A 16,607-nucleotide genomic window follows, 5' to 3' on the forward strand; every position below is an offset into this window, starting at 1 on the left:
TCGAGCGACGAACGACGCACGTTCTGTGCAAATAAAAAGCCTGCCATTGGGGAAGAGTGACCATGAAGCTTGGGTTCTTTACGATGCCGATCCATCCTGTCGACAAGGATTGGCGGCTTTCGCTCAAGGATGATCGAGAGGCTTTCCTGCTGGCCGATGAGCTCGGGTTCACCGAGGGCTATGTCGGCGAGCACACCACGGACAGAGCCGAGAACATCACATCTTGCATCGCATTCATTGCATGGCTCGCCGCGGCAACTAGCAAGATCAAACTTGGCACCGGCACTGTCAACATGCCGAACGCTCATCCGGCGGCGATTGCGGCCTCGATAGCGATGCTCGATCATATGCTCGACGGGCGACTGATCTTCGGCATCAGCCCGGGCGGCCTGCTGTCGGACGCGGAAGTGTTTGGCAATCTCGAGGCGGACAGGAATGCCATGTTCCTGGAGGCGATCAATCAGGTGCTTCAGATCTGGGCCAGCGAGCCGCCCTATAATCTGCAAGGTCAATTCTGGAATATATCGGTGCAGAAGACTCTGATCGAAGACATCGGCCAGGGCTTCATTCCGCGCCCACTGCAGCGGCCGCATCCGCCGATCGTGGTCACTGCGGTGGCGCCGTTTTCAAAGGGTGTGACGGAAGCCGCCGCGCGCGGTTGGGAACCCATCTCGGCAAATTTCCTGATGCCGGCCTGGGTGAAGAGCCATTGGCCGAAATACGTAGAGGGATGCGAACGCGCCGGCCGTCCTGCGGATCTAGCGAATTGGCGCGTTGCCAAGAGCATGTTCGTAGCCAAGGACGCAGCTACCGCAAAGGCTTATGCCACCGATCCAAACGGACCTTATGTCTACTATTATCGCTCGTTGCTTACCAAGCTGAAGCGGAGCGGTCGCATCGAGCTGTTCAAGACCCGCCGCGATCAGCCGGACGACGAGGTGACGCTGGAGTCGATCTGCGACAAGCTGATCATTCATGGCACGCCGGACAGCGTGGCGGATCAACTGCTGGCTTTTCAGGAAGAGACCGGCCCCTTCGGCACGTTGCTGTATGCCGGCAAGGACTGGAAAGACCGCGAACTGGGGCGACAGTCGATGGTCCTGATGGCCGAACAGGTCATGCCGAGGATCAATGCCGGCGCATCCGGCGAGTCCAAATCCGCCGAGTAATCCGCGGGGGAGCTTGCCGTGGCACTGAGCGACCGCATTCCCTATCAAGCGCAAGTCGACAGGCCGAAGCTCACGCTTCCCGGCGGCAAGAAACTCGCGGTATGGGTCATCCTCAATGTCGAGGAGTGGCGGATCGAGAACGCGATGCCTCGCACCGTGCTGAGTCCGCCGATGGGCCAGCCGCTATTGCCCGACGTGCCGAACTGGTCCTGGCATGAATACGGGATGCGTGCCGGCTTCTGGCGACAGCTCAAGGCACTGACCGACCGCAATATACCGGTGACGTTGGCGCTCAATGCCAATGTCTGCAACGCCTACCCACGGGTCGCCTCCGCTGCGCTTGACGCCGGCTTTGAATTCATGGGTCACGGTTTCGTGCAAGGGCCGATGCACCAAGTCGAGAATCAGGCCGATGCCATCAAACGATCGGTCGAGACAATTTCGAGATTTGTAGGGAAGCCGCCGCGGTCATGGGAAAGCCCCGGCCTTACCGAGACCGAGGAAACCCTAGATCTGCTGCGACTGAACGGCATCGAATATGTCGCGGACTGGGTGATCGACGATCTGCCACAGGACATCGCTACGCCTCACGGCACCATCACGACGATTCCCTATTCGGTCGAAACCAACGACATCGTCATCCACGCACTGCAGCATCTTTCTTCCGAGCAATTCCTGAAACGCTGCACCGATCAGTTCGATCGGCTATATCTCGAAGGCGCATCGAACGCGCGAATCATGGCGATCTCAGTTCACCCGTACATCACGGGCGTGCCGCATCGCATCAAATATCTGGAGGCGTTGCTCGACTATGTCCTGGGTCACGACGGCGTGGCCCTGATGACAGCCAGCGAGATTGGCGACTGGTATCGCGCAGAGATGGCAAAGATCCAGATTTGATGTCTGCCGCAGCATCGTCGAAGGCCCAGCGAGATTCGGCGGTTGCTCACGAGGACTTACTGTCATCTCCGGCAATAAACCGGCCGAAATTACCGCGCGCAAACAGCAGAGGTTCCTGCCGATTATAGGCATAGGCCTCGACGGCGCCGAGGAAGATGATGTGGTCGCCGCCGTAATACCGATTGGCCGCGCGGCATTGGAAATTGGCGACGCAATCGGTCAACACCGGCGCGTTGCCAAGCCCCGGCGTCCAGTTCACGCCGGCGAACTTGTCATCCGACGACTTTGCGAACTGCGACGCCAGCGCCTGCTGGGAAGCTCCGAGAACGTTGACCGCAAAATGGCTGGCATTCTGGAAGATCGTAAGCCCCTGCGAAAACATCCCGAGGCTCCACAACACCAGCGGCGGATTGAGCGATACCGAAGCAAAGGAGTTGCAGGTAACGCCATACGGCCTCCCGTCCGCGGTCATTGCCGTGACAATGGTGACACCGGTGGCGAATGTGCCGAGCGCATTGCGAAAATCCCGTGGGTCAATCGCCGAGTTGTCGCTGGCAAGTTCATTGGCCGGATCGGCCGGATGTTTGGGTGCATCAGACATCCGCCGGGCCTCAGAGCGTCAGATTTTCGGACGGCAGGCCAAGCGCCACGCGTCCATAGTTGGTTCCTGCCGCATCAAAATTGAATGCGAGGTGCGAGTTCACGGCGTGAGCGTCGCGGAACTGCCGCTGCAGCGCGCCTGATGTGAACAGGCTGCGTGCGCCACTTGCCGCGAACAACAGCGAGACCGCTTCGGTGCAAAGGTTCACTGCGAAGGCGCCATCCCGCCGCAACCTCGTCTTGACCGCAAGGTCTGGAATATGACCCCGCCTCGCCTCGGCCATCGCATCGATGCAGTTCGCACGCATCACGAGACGAGCCGCATCGATCTTGGCGGACGCCTCCGCGATCTTGATTTGGGTAGTCTGCAGATCGCTGAGTTTGGCCCGATTGTAGGTCGAGGCCCGATGCCGCGCGAACTCGACGTAATCATTGAGACAGGCTTGCGCATTGCCCAAACCTACGCCCGACAATACGTAAGGAAACAGCGAGAATACCGGTAGCGCATAGAGCGCATTTGGATTGACGGCGCTTCCGGGCGTCGGTCCGCCGGTCAGATCGCTGACTGCGATGGTCATGTTCTCCGCAACGAAGCAATCCTCGACCCATACATCGTTCGATCCGGTACCGCACAGGCCCGTCGCATTCCAGGTGTCGTTGATCCTGTATTCGCTCCGGTTGAGCAGGAATATCCGATATTCGATACCCTCAGCCTCATCGTCCGAGGACACCACCCCTGCAAGCATATTCCAGTCGCAGGACTCGACACCCGAGGAGAAAGGCCAATGACCGCGCAGGAAGTATCCCCCCTCCACCTTTCTCGCGCGCCCGGCTGGAAAGATGAAAGACGAGGCGATCAACGCATCGACATTCCTGCCCCAGACCGCATCCTGCGCGTGCTTGTCAAACATGCCCAGCATCCAGTGGTGGCTGGCAAGATTGGCGAAGTTCCATGCTACGGAAGCATCCGCCTGCGCCAACGCGTCGGAGCAATCGACCAGAGCAATATAATCAAGCTCGGCACCTCCGACGCGCTTGGGCTGCACGATCCGGAACAAGCCGGCGTCATGCAAATCACGTTCGGTCTCCGGCGGCAGGCGGCGGAGCTCTTCCGTCTTTGAAGCGCGATCGCGCAATTCCGGAATCAGGGCCTTGGCACGTGCAACCATGGCGACATAGCTGTCCGAGCCCGGCCCCGCGGGTGAACCTGCATCCGGCTTGCGGCCGTCCTCTGCCATGTGTTTCCTCGCCTGCTCCGCTGCTTTACGCCGCCCGCGCTTTGCCAGTCTACCGGCTGATGGCCAATGATCAAGGCGGCGGAACATGGCTATCCGCCGCAAGAGGCTGCTCAAAAAACGCAAAAAGCCCGGCGGCCGATGGCCACCGGGCGAGTAGAGGCATTTTGAGGCATGAAAATGCCAAGCAGCTATTTCATGTCCTTGCGCCAATAAAGCGTGTTCGGCCAGGCCCAGGGATGCGTTGGGCTGAACAGGCGGTAACCCGCGCGAATGAAGTTGTTGGCTGACGAAATATTATCCGTAGTGTCAGATACGATCGAACACCACCCATTCAGACGTGCACGCGCCTCCATGGCCCGCATCAGGCGCAACTGAAGCCGACGTCCGCAATGCTTGCCCAGCACGCCAACGCGGCAAAAATAGCCCGCTTTGAAAACGTGCGTCGACGGAATGACACCGGCGAAAGCGACAGGCCTGGTTCCGCAAAGCGCAAGCCACCAGTGCCCCTGATCGAATTGCGGAACGGGTGCGGTGTCAAGAAACGTCAACTGATGAAGCTCTGCAAGTGTGTCCGCAATATCGTCCTCGCTCCCGTCAACCTCGCGAATTTGATACATGTCGCGCCTGCATCCGAGTTCGTCTATGTGTGCGGCAAGTCAACCGATCATTTGCCGAGCGTCGCCTTGATGCCGAGCCACACGGCACCGACGAATCCCGTCACGATCATCGTGACGACTGCCTTGAAGGTATAGCTCTGTGCCTGCTCGACGCTTCTGCGCCAGCGCCGCAGGTGCTGAAAATCAGCGCGAAGCTCTCTTCGATCGTCCTCGTCGATCCCAAACGAAGTCAGTGTCGTTGCGACGGCTTTGAGAACCACTGCGTCGATATCGTCGTGACGAATCCGTTGCTGTTCGGCCAGCGTCTCGATGACGATGGCCCTGACATCCGCCGCCTGCATCCCGGTCATCGCTTGATAATCCGCGCCACGTTCTCGAAACCTCGCTTGGCGAAATAGAACGACACCACGAGATTCGAGGTGATCGCCGCAAAGCCCGCGAGCGGATCGGTCGTGCCAAGGCCGAGAACCTTGTCCCAGATCAAGAGTTTTCCAAAATAGACAGCCACGAAATATCCCATCAGCTTGTCCGGCTCATACCAGTGTCCGATCTCGGCGAGGCGATATTGCATGATCGCGTTGGTTTCGGAGACCTGCGCTGCGATCTCGGCAGATGCCGTCTCACTCGCGATCTTCTCCGAGGTGTTACCGGCAGCAAGCTTCGCTTTGTAACCTTCGATCAGACCCTTGATGACCGGGCCGCCGATGAAACTGACGATGGTCATCCACATTTGCGCGTCTCCAGCGTCATCCATACCGCGACCACGACCGCCAACCCTTCAGCGCCGAACACGCCGGGGCGAACCTGATAGAGCTGGCTCGCCATCCAGATCACCCATCCGCCGGCCAGCACGGCCGTCCAAGCCAGCAGGGCGAGCACGATTTTCATGTCAGAGCGTTCGGCGGCGGCAGGCCTCGGTGATCACGCCGGCCAGCGCTGCAAAGGCCAGCATCTTGAACGCCGACCTGGCGTCTAGGCTCGATAGCTGGGTGAAGTCGTACCCCGAAAAGGCGGCGATGAGCCCTGCGCCAACGATGCCGACGACGTACTGGATACGCGCCCAGAGGATCGTCACGGAATCCTTGAACCATGCCTTGACCTCGTTCCATGTGCTGATCATGCTTTCCTCCTGAAAACCACGTTGAAAATGTTGGCGATGAACGCCCCGATCGAGTCTTTCGACGGATTGACGATCGATGGCGTGGCGGGCTTTTCAGCCGGGATCGGCTTGACCGAAGCCGCGGGCGCAATCGTCGCATCAGTGAACGTGATGGTGGGATCAAGCGCCATCATCGCCATCAAGAGGCCGGCGCAACCAGGCTGGCCGTCCACGACGTTCGGATCGTAGACGCCGTCGCGGACATACTTGCCGGATCGATACTGATCGGTGCCGGACCAGATGTAGGGCGACGGCCTCCCGCGCGCGGCGTAACCAAGCCCGTTATATTGCTCGAGCTTGGCCAGCGTCCGGCCAATGCTCCAGTCCTTGTTGCGTGCAGCATGAGGCGCGCAATTGACGAGCGCGTCGATTGCAGCCTCTTCCCAGGACCTGAACGGCCCCCGGCCGGCGGGCACATGAACCGAAACCCTGTTCCAGGGATCGCCCTGCGCCAGCGACCCCGTCCAATCCTGCGAGCACTCGCGCTGGTGGATAACGGCAATCACCGCCCAAGGCACGCCGGTTTTGGCGGCAACGGCCTGGTATCGAGCTTTGGCAGCAGGTGCGACTAGGTGACGGGCAATGGGCGTGAAATTTCGCGTCAGCTTGGCATTATTCCAGCGGGGGATGTTGTCGGCCTTCAGCTTTACGAGGTCAGCGAGCATGGCAGGCCGCCGCGAGTAAGGGCCACGTCATAGCAAATTCTCCGATTTTTGGGTTTTCTAGGTCGGGTTGTAGTGATAGAGATCGCCTATGAAACGAACGCTCCCTTGGATTGTGGCCGCTGTTTGCGCGGCAGGATTCGTTGCATCGTTTTCAGAACTACAACGGATGCGGGGACGGTTCGGCGAAGTAACCCGCCATCAATTCCACGATCACCAGGACGTACGGCAGTACATGATTAGAGCCGCGTTGGCGGGCTTGGATCAGCCCATTGTCGTTATCGGCGACAGCATCACCGAAATGTCGCGACTTCCCGAAGAGATCGACGGCAGACCGGTGGTCAATGCCGGGATCGGCGGAGCGACCGTTGCGGACTTCGTGGCTATCGCACCCCGCCTCATGCGAGATTTCAAACCGTCACTTATTGTCGTGGCGCTGGGCGCGAATGATATTGGTTCATCCACGATGCAGCGCGATTATGTCTCCCTGCTTTCGGAGTTGAAGAAACTAAGCCCTCGGCTGTTAGCCGTTGGCGTGACGCCGCTTGACGGTTCCGATTTGATGAACGCTCAAATCAAAGCCGCGGCTGGTAGCGTAGGCGTCCACTTCGTTGAAATGTCGCTGTCTGAAGGAACGCGTCTCCCCGACCGCATCCACCTTAATGCGGCCGGCTATCGTCAATGGACGCCGGCCCTGGTGGCCGCAATCTCCGCACCCAGAAGCTAAATAATCCGAATAATGTAGTTGCAGACGATCGTCGGCTGTACGTTGTTGTGTGCAGCACCCGTGGTAGCTGTTGTGCCCTGCGTCGTGACGCTGATTGGGTTCGATCCCTGCGACGTAATTTGACCTAGTGAAATAGTGTCCCCGCCACCAATTTTGCCCGGCCCATAAAACCCAAAACTCGTGTTGTCATGAGCAAGGAGGTCGCCATTTGTCATGCCAGAAGCGATGCCGCCAACAGTAGAGATAACGGAAATGTTGTTGGCTCCACTCGCGGTCAACGTGGGAATTTTAGCGGGCTCCAACCCGACGCTTTCCATCCCTCCTGCAGCCCCGAGATTCGCGGAGTTGCCGCCAAAATATGTGGAAGTTAGCCGCGTGGCGGAACTCTCCTTCATCGCCGACACGCGACCCGTTTTGTCCGGCAAATTGAAGGTAGTCGACCCGTCTCCTGAGCCATAGGTAGTCCCGACCAAGGCGAATAGGCTCGCATAAGTCGTACGCGATATTGCCTGCCCCATCGGAAATGCGAACGCGCTGTTCGGGGTGGTCGGTCCCCAATAATCCAATCCGGCCGCGAGAGGCACGTTGTAGGGATTGCCGTAAAATCCGTGCAAGTAAAACACAGCATCCGAACTATTATAGAGCGCCAGATACGGCGTCCCCTGGATCAGCGTTTCCCGCGAACAATTCCGTTGCCGGTGCGGACCGCAACGGTTTTGCTCCAAGTGAATCCACATTGAGCGTCACGGTCGCGCCGTTCGTCACATGCGGCGTGAACGCGATGATCTGTCCGTTAAGGCGAGTTAACGTATCGAACGCCTCGTAGGAGGTGACCGTATATGCCGTCGCTGTCCCGCCGGTGACGATCGCGCCCGTAATATCGTCACGATGTTTGGCGATCGATGCCATCATCGCGCGCGCCGAGTCGTTCACGCTGGAGGGCGACTGCCCTTCCTGCCAGTTGATCGAAGGATCGGCAGTCGCGTTGTTTGCCGCCGTCTGCGACCATCTATAGAGAGTCATCTTCGAATTCCTCCGTTTCCAGCAAATGACCGGTCATGCCTTGCTGTCCAGTTCGAGATATTGCGCGCAGGGGCATGCCGGCGCCCGCGCCGTAAGAAGATTGCGGATAACGCCGGGCGGAACGCCGGGACTTTGCTTGGCCACGGCGTCTACGTGCGCGTCCATGATTTCCTCAACTTCAGCCCTGACCTGCTTGATGCGCTCTTCAAGCGTTGGGGTGCGTGTCGTTTTCATTGGATTTGGTTTCCTCATTCGTGCGGGTCTCGCTCTTCTGGTATGCCGCCAGCTTGTGCCTGGCGGTGGCTGCCTCGTTCTGCGCCCGCCGCAGCGCCTTTTCGCGTTGGGCTTCGTGGGCTGCCACATAGACCTGCAGGTCATACGGCAGCGACCTGAAGCGCTGCTTGCGGTCGCTCGGCCACGAGCGCGGCGGATCGATGCCGGCGAGATCGCTGATAGCGGCTGCTGCCGCGCCCCCGAGCGTTGGGTCGGGTAAGCCGGCCGAGACATGCAGCCGCGATATGTCCTGGACCGCAGGCCAAAGCCGCTCGATACCGAGCGGAGCGCAGTCCAAGACAAACCGCGCGATATGTGCCGGCGCTGCGGGCCAAGGCGACAGGCCGTTCAGCTCGCACCATTTCGCGAACATCGGCGCAGCCTGCATCCGCGCCCGCGCCAGAGCGGCGAGCACCGGGTTGATGGTGGGACGCATCAGGCGTTCTAGCGCCTGGCCTTGCGCAGCGCTTCGTGAACGGTGCCCATCTTCTTGCGCAAGGCCATCAACTGGACGCGCCGGCGCAGACTGTGCGGACTGGAGTCGATCTCACCTCGCAGCTCGCTGTCAAATCTTTCGAGAGCTTCCGCGCGCTTCTGCACTCCGTAGAGCGCGAAGTTCTTCGAGATCTCTTCAGTTGTTATCGGCTCACCGTAGAGCTTTTCGGCTGAGGATTCGGCGCGGTCGATGAAGTCACGATTGTCCTGCATCGGTAAATCCTCCCTAGAATAAAAGCCGCCATTTCCAGGCAGTGGTTCGAAGATTTGAAAGAGCGTCGTCGGCCTGAAGGCTGCGCGCACGGAAGCGACGCGGCCGACAGCCATGCTCGCGAAAGGCTCGACGGGAATGGACGTGGCCGACGGGCCTACGGCGACCCAAAAAAGACCCAGGGCGGGAGAAGTCTCTGTTTCGATGAATCGCCGCCGATAGACGTTCCCTGCTGCGGCAGCATCGGATTCGCGGGATCAACGCCCGCAAGAGAAGCTACCCAGTTGCCAATATCGCTGGGGAGCGGATTTCGATTGGCAGAAGGAGCGGCAGTGGGTCCACCACCAACGCTCGGCGCGGCTGCTTTTGGCCCGTTGCCGCCGGTTTGATCCAGATGACGAAGATGCTCTTTGATCGCGGGTGGCGGAGCGGCGGTAAAGCTCGGCAGCAATCCTGGCGGCGTGCTAGCGGGATTGCACAGAGCTGCCTTCAATTGTGAGTCCGTAAAGGGATGATAGATCCGCCCTATTCCACTATCGGGAAGCGGATCATCGAGCCGCCCCAGTCCACGATACGGAATTTCAAACGTTATCCCCTGATTTCTCGGATCATAATATCGCCTCGCCGCTTCACGTGCTGCTTCAAGAAGATAGTTGCGAGTATTGCGCTCGAAGTCGAAATTGCTATCAAGCGGCTTGATCTCAACACCTTTGAATGTCTTGGAGCCATCCTGGTTGACGACCACCTGGCCAGAAATTCTTGCGCTTTCATTTCCAAACACCAGTGCCCTCGTTTTGTAATCTGCAGAAAATGGTTCCGTAGTGTAATTTGATATCGTGGCCTTTACAGCAGGGTCCTCCTTGTTCTTCGGTGCCAGCTTCCACAAGTCGTACGTGCCTGGTGCGAGTTTTCTGTTATCGATAATTTCATTCACAATCGGGAACATTCCCGGGTGGTAAAACCTGCCTGGCCCGTGGGCCATATACCACGGCATGTCGACAGGAATCGGCGCAGGTGCGTCACCAACAGGCGTCGGCGTTCCGCCAATTCTCGCACTCAGATAATGATCCACAAACTGCTGCGCCGTCCAACGTCTACCGTTTGCCAGCTTGACTTCGTTTCCAGACATACCACACCTGCTTGTTGTTTCGCCTCAATATACTCGCTAGGTGCAAGCGCGTGATCGCACTTTGCGAGCTTCGCCGTTCGCAGCAGGAGACGATCAGATATGTTACTCAGTCGATCACGGCGCACTTCCCGCCTGGAAATGTCCGGGACCACGGCAAATGAATGAGAGATTATCCGCCTCACCGGGCTGATGACGTTCGTCACAACCTACCAAAATTGCGATCATGCGGGCCGTAATGAAAGCGCGGGCCTAGGCTGGCGTCTTACCCCGCAGCTCTATTTTCTGCCAAGGCTCCAGGGCGGTATCCGCACTTGTTGCCTTAAGCGATCCGCATCAACTGGTTGCGCATATATGAACGAGTCTTCGGTGAACACAGCGCCGCAGTTTGAAAGCGACATTTCCGCGTTAACGCGCCGTTCTGTCGCTTCTCCTTCTGTGCTTCCTCTAATAACAACGTTCCAGATGATGACCCCGAAGATATTTCTGGTTCTGGTAACTTCGCAGCAACTATCCTCCTGATCCCAGGCAACGAGTTCGGGCATCACATCAACATATCCATAGATTTCGTGGCGCACGTAGCTGGCTCGACTAATTCGTATCCTTGCTTGATTAATCGCGTCAGCCTCTGACTGAATAGGGCGATCTCCAGGCGCGCAACGATTGTTCTTGCGATAGGCAAATTCAGCTATCGACACGACGAGCAACGCTGCCAGAGCAAGCAACACGTTTCTGGTGCGAAAGATCTTCTTCATGCTAGCCTCGGCCTCCGCAGCAGGGACCAACTCTACGGCCTGTCGATGGGATTATTCGTGAACAGTGCCCTGACTTTACACGCATAATTCCAGCATTTTTTGTGCAGATCTGCAGCCTCGACTATCAGCGCGACATCCTCAGTGTCTGCCAGACTTCCGCGCGTGATAGAGCGCCACAGCATCCTTGATGTCGCCGGAGCTTGAGAGTTTGGCGCTAAGCGTCCGCAGATCGGCCTGCTGCCGCTCCGAAGGTGTACGCGACGTGCCAGGCCGCACGACCGGCGGCAGTGGTCTTGCAGTGGCGGCATCCCTTGCTTTCATCATCAGGCGGTACTTGCCGGCGTCGTCCTGCATCCCACGGAAGATTACAAGACCATCACCGGGCGTCTCGATCTTGTCGCTGTAGAGCTTGAAGCCGCTACCAACGCCGAGGGACGCGATCTTGCTCTCGATCAGCCGCTTCGAGGATTGCACCAACGTCCGCTGCGCCTCGCGAATGCAGACAGCAAGCGTCCCACGCTCGGCCTGGCAGGTCTCGACCAGGAGCTCGCCGAAGAAATGCGACTTGCCCGAGCCGCGACCGCCGTACACCCCCTTGTAGCGTGCGGACGCCAGCAGCGGCTCGAAGACCTTCGCTGTCGGGATTTTCAGGATCGACAATGGCGGGACCTACTCGGTGGATGGGTAATCGCGCCGCAGGTTGTGGACGCGCCTGGAAACTGACGACCGCGACATCGGCACGTTCCGTGCAATGCGCTTTACTGGCGCCGTTCTCTCTACCGCAGACGGCCGGTCAGCGCACGAAACAACCAGGGTTGCGGCAATCCGTCGTCATAGGATCCCTTCCCGGGCGGCGTTAGCACCCGAGGATTTGGATTGGCCGGGTCCATGCCAACCAGAGCTGCAATCCGAGCCGCGAGGCCGCCAACTGAATCCGGCGAAAGAGCGTCGCTTGCGCTCACCACCGCCATCGTTGAAGCCTGTTGAAGGCCAGGCTCCAAAACGGTCACCGACGGAAGCATCGGTACCGGAAGAGAGAAAGTCGTTGGGCGGCGCGAATGGTACGGCTGGCGCCCCCGTATCATGCGTCGAACCAGAAATCGGCGATTTGCATCGGCGCCCGTGGACTTGGCGGCGTCAGTGTCGACCGAAGCAGAGATTCGCTAGCGGCTACTGGACCGCTTACCATGATTGCAGCCCTGCGCTTAGCTACCGGCGCGCATTATCGACACCGTTACTTCCTTACAAATTTGGCAGAATAGTAGTCGGACCTTCGCTCTTCGACTTCGTAGACAAAGCCGACTTGGACGTCGTCGTTCGAGAAATGGATCACGAATCCTTTTGACCGGGGGTTATAGGCAATTGGCTTAATGAAGCGTGATTTCACGACTTCTTCCAAGAACGCATCGCCATCGCGATCCAGAAAGGGCGTGTATCGGGCGTTCAGATCATCGTACGGAGTAATCCATTCTCTTTCTTTGGAAAGCAATTGATCCAGTTCGGCAACATAGGCGGATACTTTCTCGGTACAGGAGCTCGATCCGCCTTGCGCGGCGCCCCCGTGTACGAGGCTCAGCAAAGGCGCCACGATCGCCGCAAAGCCCAGTCTGTCCAATCTTATCATTAGCAAAGCATTCATCAGAGTGTACCCGGCACGCAGCCATTCCATGAGACTTGTGAGATATCGGCACTTTTCACCAAGTGCTCGGCGAAACTAACCGCATCTATTCTGTCAGACCTATGACGATTTTTGGCGCACTTTCCTACCAGTCTCGGTGAAGATTTCAGGATTTTTCGTGCAGAGAGACTATTGGATCCCCGTCAGCGGCACTCTTCAGTGCTGACTGAAATCCACGTACATCTATTGTCTGCCAACTGTCCGCAGACATGTAATAGCGTTACTCGTCTCCCTTCTCAGGATGCACAATGACGCGCTCGATACGGTGGATCAGCTCGAGCGCGCCGTCGCCGCTGTTCTCCAGCGGCTGCGTCGCCTTGCCCCAGCCGCGATCGAGGATGGCGTTGGCTGCGGACACGCGCGCGGCCGGCGTTGCATCCTTGCTTCGCATGATGCCGACGAGAACACGGATCGCGGTTCGGGTGTGGCTGCGTGCGAGAGAGCGAATTTCGAGAAGGGCCTTTGCCTTTCCCATCTAGGCTTCTCGGTTGGCTGATCCGGCGCGCTTATCTGATGCAGCATCGACAGGATCGGTGACGGGTTCCTGCCGCGCAGAGCGGAAGGCAATTGTTGGAAAATCCGTCTGTACGTCATGGCGTTTGGGACGCGGGATGATTTGAATGATGTCGATGCTCACGAGAACTCCTCCGAAACGGCGATGACAACGAGACCGACGAGCGCAAGCGATATCAGGTAGGCGGTCATCGGCATCTCTCCAAAAACGAATGTGCGGCATGATCGCGGTTCAGGCGCAGATCATTTGGGGCGCGAACCTTTATCCCGTGGGGGGCCGCGTGCGGCGGTGACGATCCACGCCGCGGGCCGACATGTTCGCGCATGCCGGCCAATTTGTGTGAAGGCTCGGACGACGGCACGCTCGCGACGCCCGGGCGGGGGCGTTGGGAGTTGCGGCGCCGATGTGCGGCCGCCGTCCGATTCGAGGATTCCAAGCAAAAAGCCCGCGGCGGATTTCTCCGCGCGGGCTTTGCGATTTTCGTGATGATGGCGTTATGCCGGTGATTTGCCCGACATGTCAATCCGTTTTCGAATGGCCAACGAATTGCAGAGAATTCGACGAAACGGTTTCGATGAATTGAAACGGCTTCGGCGGACGCTGCTCTCTACCGAGGACGTCCGGTCAGCGCGCGAAACAGCCAAGGCTGCGGCAGCCTGTCGGGGTAAGACCCATTATCGTACGGCGGCAATACGCGCGGATCTGGATTGGCCCGGTCGATGCCGGCCAACGCAGCGATCCAGCCAGCGAGGCCACCCGGTGTATCCGGCGAAAAAGGATCGCGTGCGCGTTTCCCGAGCAGGCCGTTGAATCCTGATGGAGCCTGGTCTCCGAAACGGTCACCGAACGAAGCCGCGGTATCGGCACGACGGGCACGGGTGGCGCCCCCGTGTCAAATACGGAAGCACCTGGCTGACCGGCGATGTGTCGAGTTAGAAATCGACGATTTGCATCGACATCAGAGGATGTCGCACCGTCGGAAGTCTGCGGTGTCCCTGTCGGCTTGGCCGGGTCGATGCCGGCAAGAGCGGCAATCCGGCCGGCAAGCCCACTTGGCGTAGTTGGAGGAAAAGTTTCGCGTGCGCTGCCATGGCCGTAGGCTGACGAGGGCTCCTCTCCCAAACGGTCACCGAACGAAACGTTGATATCGGGAGAGAAAAAGTCGTTGGTCGGCACAAACGGCACGGGTGGCGTGCCCGTGCCGAATACTGATGCCTCCGGTTTACCAGCGATGCGCCGACTGAGATATCGCACCGGCTTATCGCCCATGCTGGCGGGTCTGCCGGTCAGCAACGATGGCGCAGGTTGGTTCAGACTGCCACTGGGAGGTGCGGCCCAGATTCCAAAACGGCCGTTGAACAAATTCTGACGACGATGTTGGGGGTTTCCGTTAGTCGGAACTAGCGGAATCTCCAATTCCTGCACAGGAGTCCGCATCGTCGCGGACTTGTTGAGTGGATTGGTTAGGCGTTGGTCAAAACCCGTGACGAAGACGGGACTCACTTTGCCGCTAACCGGATCAACCGCGAGCAGGCGATCATAGAATTCGGGAAACGGCGTTCCCGGGCCGAAAAACCCGGCGTGTTTCAAAGCCGCCGCCGCGAAAGAATTACTGTTCTGAGAATATGGGCGGTATTCATAGCCTGTTGAATTCACTTCGTCACCGAAGCGTATCATCTTCGCCCACGCCGAACTCAGATCGCTGCCCTCGGCGATCATTGTATGTGGTCCAGAAACAGCTCCGTTGGGCTTTACTGTGCGAGATTCGGCTTGAAGTCGCTGAAAGGCGAATCCATATTGTTCGCGCCATTAGAAAACGCCTCCTCTCGAACAGCCGCCAACAGCTTTTCAGCATTACGATTGAACTTGCGCTCTGGCACCCCTTCAAGGGTGTAATGATTTCCCTTGGAATCAATGTAGTTCAACACAGCGTGTGTGCGCCCACGTCGTGCCCTGATAGGAAATAGCTGTTGCATTTGTATACGTGATGAAAATTCTTTCAGGCATCTGAATACTCGCTTTTTCATTCGAGGAGCAGACCATCGCGTGTGGAGGATTGGTCGATATCGAAGGTCGCGATCGCTAGACGATTGGCCGACCTGGAATTACCAACTATTCTGTCGACGCACGGTCGAAAAGAAATCGGCAGTTAGTCTGCGAGATACCCTAGCTACCGGCACGCATCATCGGTGCCGTTACTTCCTTACAAATATGGCATAGTGGTAAGAAGACCTTCGCTCTTTTGTTTCATAGACAAAGCCGACCTGGACGTCGTCGTTCGTGAAATCGATGAAAAATGTCTTTGATCGGGGGCTATAGCCAATTGGCTCGACGAAGCGTGACTTCACGACTTCCTCCAACAAGGCATCGACCTCGCAGCCCAGAAATGGAGCGTATCGGACCTCCAGATCTTTGTACGGAGTTCTCCAGTTTCTTTCTTTTGAAAGCAATTGATCCAGCTCGGCAACATAGGCGGATACTCTCTCGATACAGGAATTCGATCCGGCTTGCGCGACAGACTCGTGTGCGAAGCAAAGAAACGCTGCTATCGCCGCAAAGCCCAGTCTGTCCAACCTCATCTTTGGCAAAGCATTCATCAGAGCGTACCTGGCACTCAGCAGTTTCATGCGACTTGCGAGGTATCGGCACTTTTCGCCAAGTGCTCGGCGAAATCAATTCTGTCAGGCCTGTGAGGATTTTTGGCGCATACTCCTGTCAGTCTCGCTGATGATTTCAGGATTTTTCGTGCAGAGACTCCTCGATCTCCATCAGCGGCACTCTTCAGGCTGGCCGAAATCCGGGTACATCTATTGCCTACGACTGTCCACCGACACGCAATAGCTTGGCCTTGCCCCAACCGCGATCTAGCACGCATTATCGGCGCCCTTACTTCCTTGTAAATTTGGCAGAAGCGTAGCTGGACCTTCGCTCTTTGACATCGTAGGCAAACTGGACTTTGACGTCGCCGCTCGAGAATTCGATCAAAAATTCTTTTGATCGGGGGTTATAGGTAATTGGCTCAATGAACCGTGATTTCACGACTGCTTCCAGTAACGCATCGCCCTCGCAATCCAGAAATGGTGCGTATCGGGAGTTCAAATCGTCGTACGGAGTAATCCATTCCCTTTCCTTGGAAAGCAATTGATCCAGTTCGGCAACGTAGGAGGATACTCTTTCGGTGCAGGAATTCGATCCGGCTCGCGCGACGGACACGTCCACGAGACACAGAAGTGCGGCGACCGCCGCAACGCCTAGCCTGCCCACCCTTATGTTCGGTAAAGCATTCATGAGAGCATACTCGGCAGTGACTCAGCAGCTTCATGTGATTGCGACGGTGCGAAATATCGACAATTTCGCTGGGTGTTCGGCGAACCATGAAGCCGACCGCATCAATTCTGTCAGACCTGCGAGGATTTTCTGCGCAAATTCCTATCGGTCGCGGCGAGGATTTCAGGATTTT

The 16,607-nt window shown here is 57.8% G+C and carries 24 protein-coding genes and 1 pseudogene; 3 read left to right on the top strand and 22 right to left on the bottom strand.

Annotated elements, in window-relative coordinates:
• The first annotated feature begins 62 nt into the window (after nt 1–62).
• Nucleotides 63–1,169: an LLM class flavin-dependent oxidoreductase gene (locus V1277_RS04390; protein ID WP_334415143.1), complete on the top strand. Its 1,107-nt coding sequence runs from the start codon at nt 63–65 to the stop codon at nt 1,167–1,169.
• Nucleotides 1,170–1,187: 18 nt separating this feature from the next.
• Nucleotides 1,188–2,069, top strand: a complete 882-nt coding sequence (locus V1277_RS04395; protein WP_334415144.1) for a polysaccharide deacetylase family protein — start codon at nt 1,188–1,190, stop codon at nt 2,067–2,069.
• 46 nt (nt 2,070–2,115) lie between these two features.
• Here the strand turns inward: V1277_RS04395 and V1277_RS04400 are convergent, their stop codons facing one another.
• From V1277_RS04400 to V1277_RS04435, 8 genes are all read right to left on the bottom strand, one after another.
• Nucleotides 2,116–2,670, bottom strand: coding sequence for a flavin reductase family protein (locus V1277_RS04400; RefSeq protein ID WP_334415145.1), 555 nt, complete (start codon nt 2,668–2,670; stop codon nt 2,116–2,118).
• A 10-nt stretch (nt 2,671–2,680) separates the two neighbouring features.
• Nucleotides 2,681–3,907, bottom strand: a complete 1,227-nt coding sequence (locus tag V1277_RS04405) for an acyl-CoA dehydrogenase family protein (protein ID WP_334415146.1) — start codon at nt 3,905–3,907, stop codon at nt 2,681–2,683.
• A 188-nt stretch (nt 3,908–4,095) separates the two neighbouring features.
• Nucleotides 4,096–4,524: a GNAT family N-acetyltransferase gene (locus tag V1277_RS04410; RefSeq protein WP_334415147.1), complete on the bottom strand. Its 429-nt coding sequence runs from the start codon at nt 4,522–4,524 to the stop codon at nt 4,096–4,098.
• A 47-nt stretch (nt 4,525–4,571) separates the two neighbouring features.
• Nucleotides 4,572–4,865, bottom strand: a complete 294-nt coding sequence (locus V1277_RS04415; RefSeq protein ID WP_057844588.1) for a hypothetical protein — start codon at nt 4,863–4,865, stop codon at nt 4,572–4,574.
• Between the two features lie 5 nt (nt 4,866–4,870).
• A complete protein-coding gene (locus tag V1277_RS04420; protein WP_334415148.1) occupies nt 4,871–5,254 on the bottom strand; it encodes a hypothetical protein in 384 nt (127 codons plus the stop codon).
• Nucleotides 5,245–5,412, bottom strand: a complete 168-nt coding sequence (locus V1277_RS04425; protein WP_334415149.1) for a hypothetical protein — start codon at nt 5,410–5,412, stop codon at nt 5,245–5,247. Before V1277_RS04425 ends, V1277_RS04420 begins: the two co-directional genes overlap by 10 nt.
• A gap of 1 nt (nt 5,413) precedes the next feature.
• A complete protein-coding gene (locus V1277_RS04430) occupies nt 5,414–5,644 on the bottom strand; it encodes a hypothetical protein (protein ID WP_213284891.1) in 231 nt (76 codons plus the stop codon).
• Nucleotides 5,641–6,348, bottom strand: coding sequence for a hypothetical protein (locus V1277_RS04435; RefSeq protein WP_334415150.1), 708 nt, complete (start codon nt 6,346–6,348; stop codon nt 5,641–5,643). The genes V1277_RS04430 and V1277_RS04435 overlap by 4 nt, the downstream gene beginning before the upstream one ends.
• Nucleotides 6,349–6,436: 88 nt before the next feature.
• On the opposite strand from V1277_RS04435, the gene V1277_RS04440 reads away from it, so the two are divergent.
• On the top strand, nt 6,437–7,072 hold the full coding sequence (locus V1277_RS04440; RefSeq protein ID WP_334415151.1) for an SGNH/GDSL hydrolase family protein: 636 nt from the start codon (nt 6,437–6,439) through the stop codon (nt 7,070–7,072).
• On the opposite strand, the gene V1277_RS04445 is transcribed toward V1277_RS04440, so the two are convergent.
• The 14 genes and pseudogenes from V1277_RS04445 to V1277_RS04510 form a co-directional block, all read right to left on the bottom strand.
• A complete protein-coding gene (locus tag V1277_RS04445; protein WP_334415152.1) occupies nt 7,069–7,686 on the bottom strand; it encodes a phage tail protein in 618 nt (205 codons plus the stop codon). The genes V1277_RS04440 and V1277_RS04445 overlap by 4 nt on opposite strands.
• A 22-nt stretch (nt 7,687–7,708) precedes the next feature.
• Nucleotides 7,709–8,095 carry a hypothetical protein gene (locus V1277_RS04450; RefSeq protein WP_334415153.1) on the bottom strand — a complete coding sequence of 129 codons (387 nt, stop codon included), beginning with the start codon at nt 8,093–8,095 and terminating at the stop codon, nt 7,709–7,711.
• A gap of 33 nt (nt 8,096–8,128) precedes the next feature.
• Nucleotides 8,129–8,329, bottom strand: coding sequence for a hypothetical protein (locus tag V1277_RS04455; RefSeq protein WP_334415154.1), 201 nt, complete (start codon nt 8,327–8,329; stop codon nt 8,129–8,131).
• Complete coding sequence (locus V1277_RS04460) at nt 8,301–8,804, bottom strand: hypothetical protein (RefSeq protein WP_334415155.1); 504 nt, start codon at nt 8,802–8,804, stop codon at nt 8,301–8,303. Before V1277_RS04460 ends, V1277_RS04455 begins: the two co-directional genes overlap by 29 nt.
• 8 nt (nt 8,805–8,812) lie before the next feature.
• The gene (locus V1277_RS04465) at nt 8,813–9,190 is read right to left on the bottom strand and encodes a hypothetical protein (protein ID WP_334415156.1); all 378 of its coding nucleotides are present in this window, start codon (nt 9,188–9,190) and stop codon (nt 8,813–8,815) included.
• A gap of 41 nt (nt 9,191–9,231) precedes the next feature.
• Nucleotides 9,232–10,203 carry a hypothetical protein gene (locus V1277_RS04470; protein WP_334415157.1) on the bottom strand — a complete coding sequence of 324 codons (972 nt, stop codon included), beginning with the start codon at nt 10,201–10,203 and terminating at the stop codon, nt 9,232–9,234.
• A gap of 275 nt (nt 10,204–10,478) precedes the next feature.
• The gene (locus V1277_RS04475) at nt 10,479–10,955 is read right to left on the bottom strand and encodes a hypothetical protein (RefSeq protein ID WP_334415158.1); all 477 of its coding nucleotides are present in this window, start codon (nt 10,953–10,955) and stop codon (nt 10,479–10,481) included.
• A 345-nt stretch (nt 10,956–11,300) separates the two neighbouring features.
• Nucleotides 11,301–11,615: pseudogene (locus tag V1277_RS04480) on the bottom strand (phage terminase large subunit); the annotation flags it as partial.
• A gap of 574 nt (nt 11,616–12,189) precedes the next feature.
• Complete coding sequence (locus V1277_RS04485; protein WP_334415159.1) at nt 12,190–12,624, bottom strand: hypothetical protein; 435 nt, start codon at nt 12,622–12,624, stop codon at nt 12,190–12,192.
• Nucleotides 12,625–12,853: 229 nt separating this feature from the next.
• Nucleotides 12,854–13,108, bottom strand: a complete 255-nt coding sequence (locus V1277_RS04490) for a hypothetical protein (RefSeq protein WP_334415160.1) — start codon at nt 13,106–13,108, stop codon at nt 12,854–12,856.
• Nucleotides 13,109–13,270 (bottom strand): hypothetical protein, encoded by a 162-nt coding sequence (locus V1277_RS04495; RefSeq protein ID WP_334415161.1) that lies wholly within the window; start codon nt 13,268–13,270, stop codon nt 13,109–13,111.
• A gap of 501 nt (nt 13,271–13,771) precedes the next feature.
• Nucleotides 13,772–14,866: a hypothetical protein gene (locus tag V1277_RS04500; protein WP_334415162.1), complete on the bottom strand. Its 1,095-nt coding sequence runs from the start codon at nt 14,864–14,866 to the stop codon at nt 13,772–13,774.
• A 32-nt stretch (nt 14,867–14,898) separates the two neighbouring features.
• Complete coding sequence (locus V1277_RS04505; RefSeq protein ID WP_334415163.1) at nt 14,899–15,075, bottom strand: hypothetical protein; 177 nt, start codon at nt 15,073–15,075, stop codon at nt 14,899–14,901.
• A 267-nt stretch (nt 15,076–15,342) separates the two neighbouring features.
• Nucleotides 15,343–15,774 carry a hypothetical protein gene (locus V1277_RS04510; protein ID WP_334415164.1) on the bottom strand — a complete coding sequence of 144 codons (432 nt, stop codon included), beginning with the start codon at nt 15,772–15,774 and terminating at the stop codon, nt 15,343–15,345.
• Nucleotides 15,775–16,607: the final 833 nt, after the last annotated feature.

This window comes from Bradyrhizobium sp. AZCC 1588 (assembly GCF_036924735.1).
GTDB lineage: Bacteria > Pseudomonadota > Alphaproteobacteria > Rhizobiales > Xanthobacteraceae > Bradyrhizobium.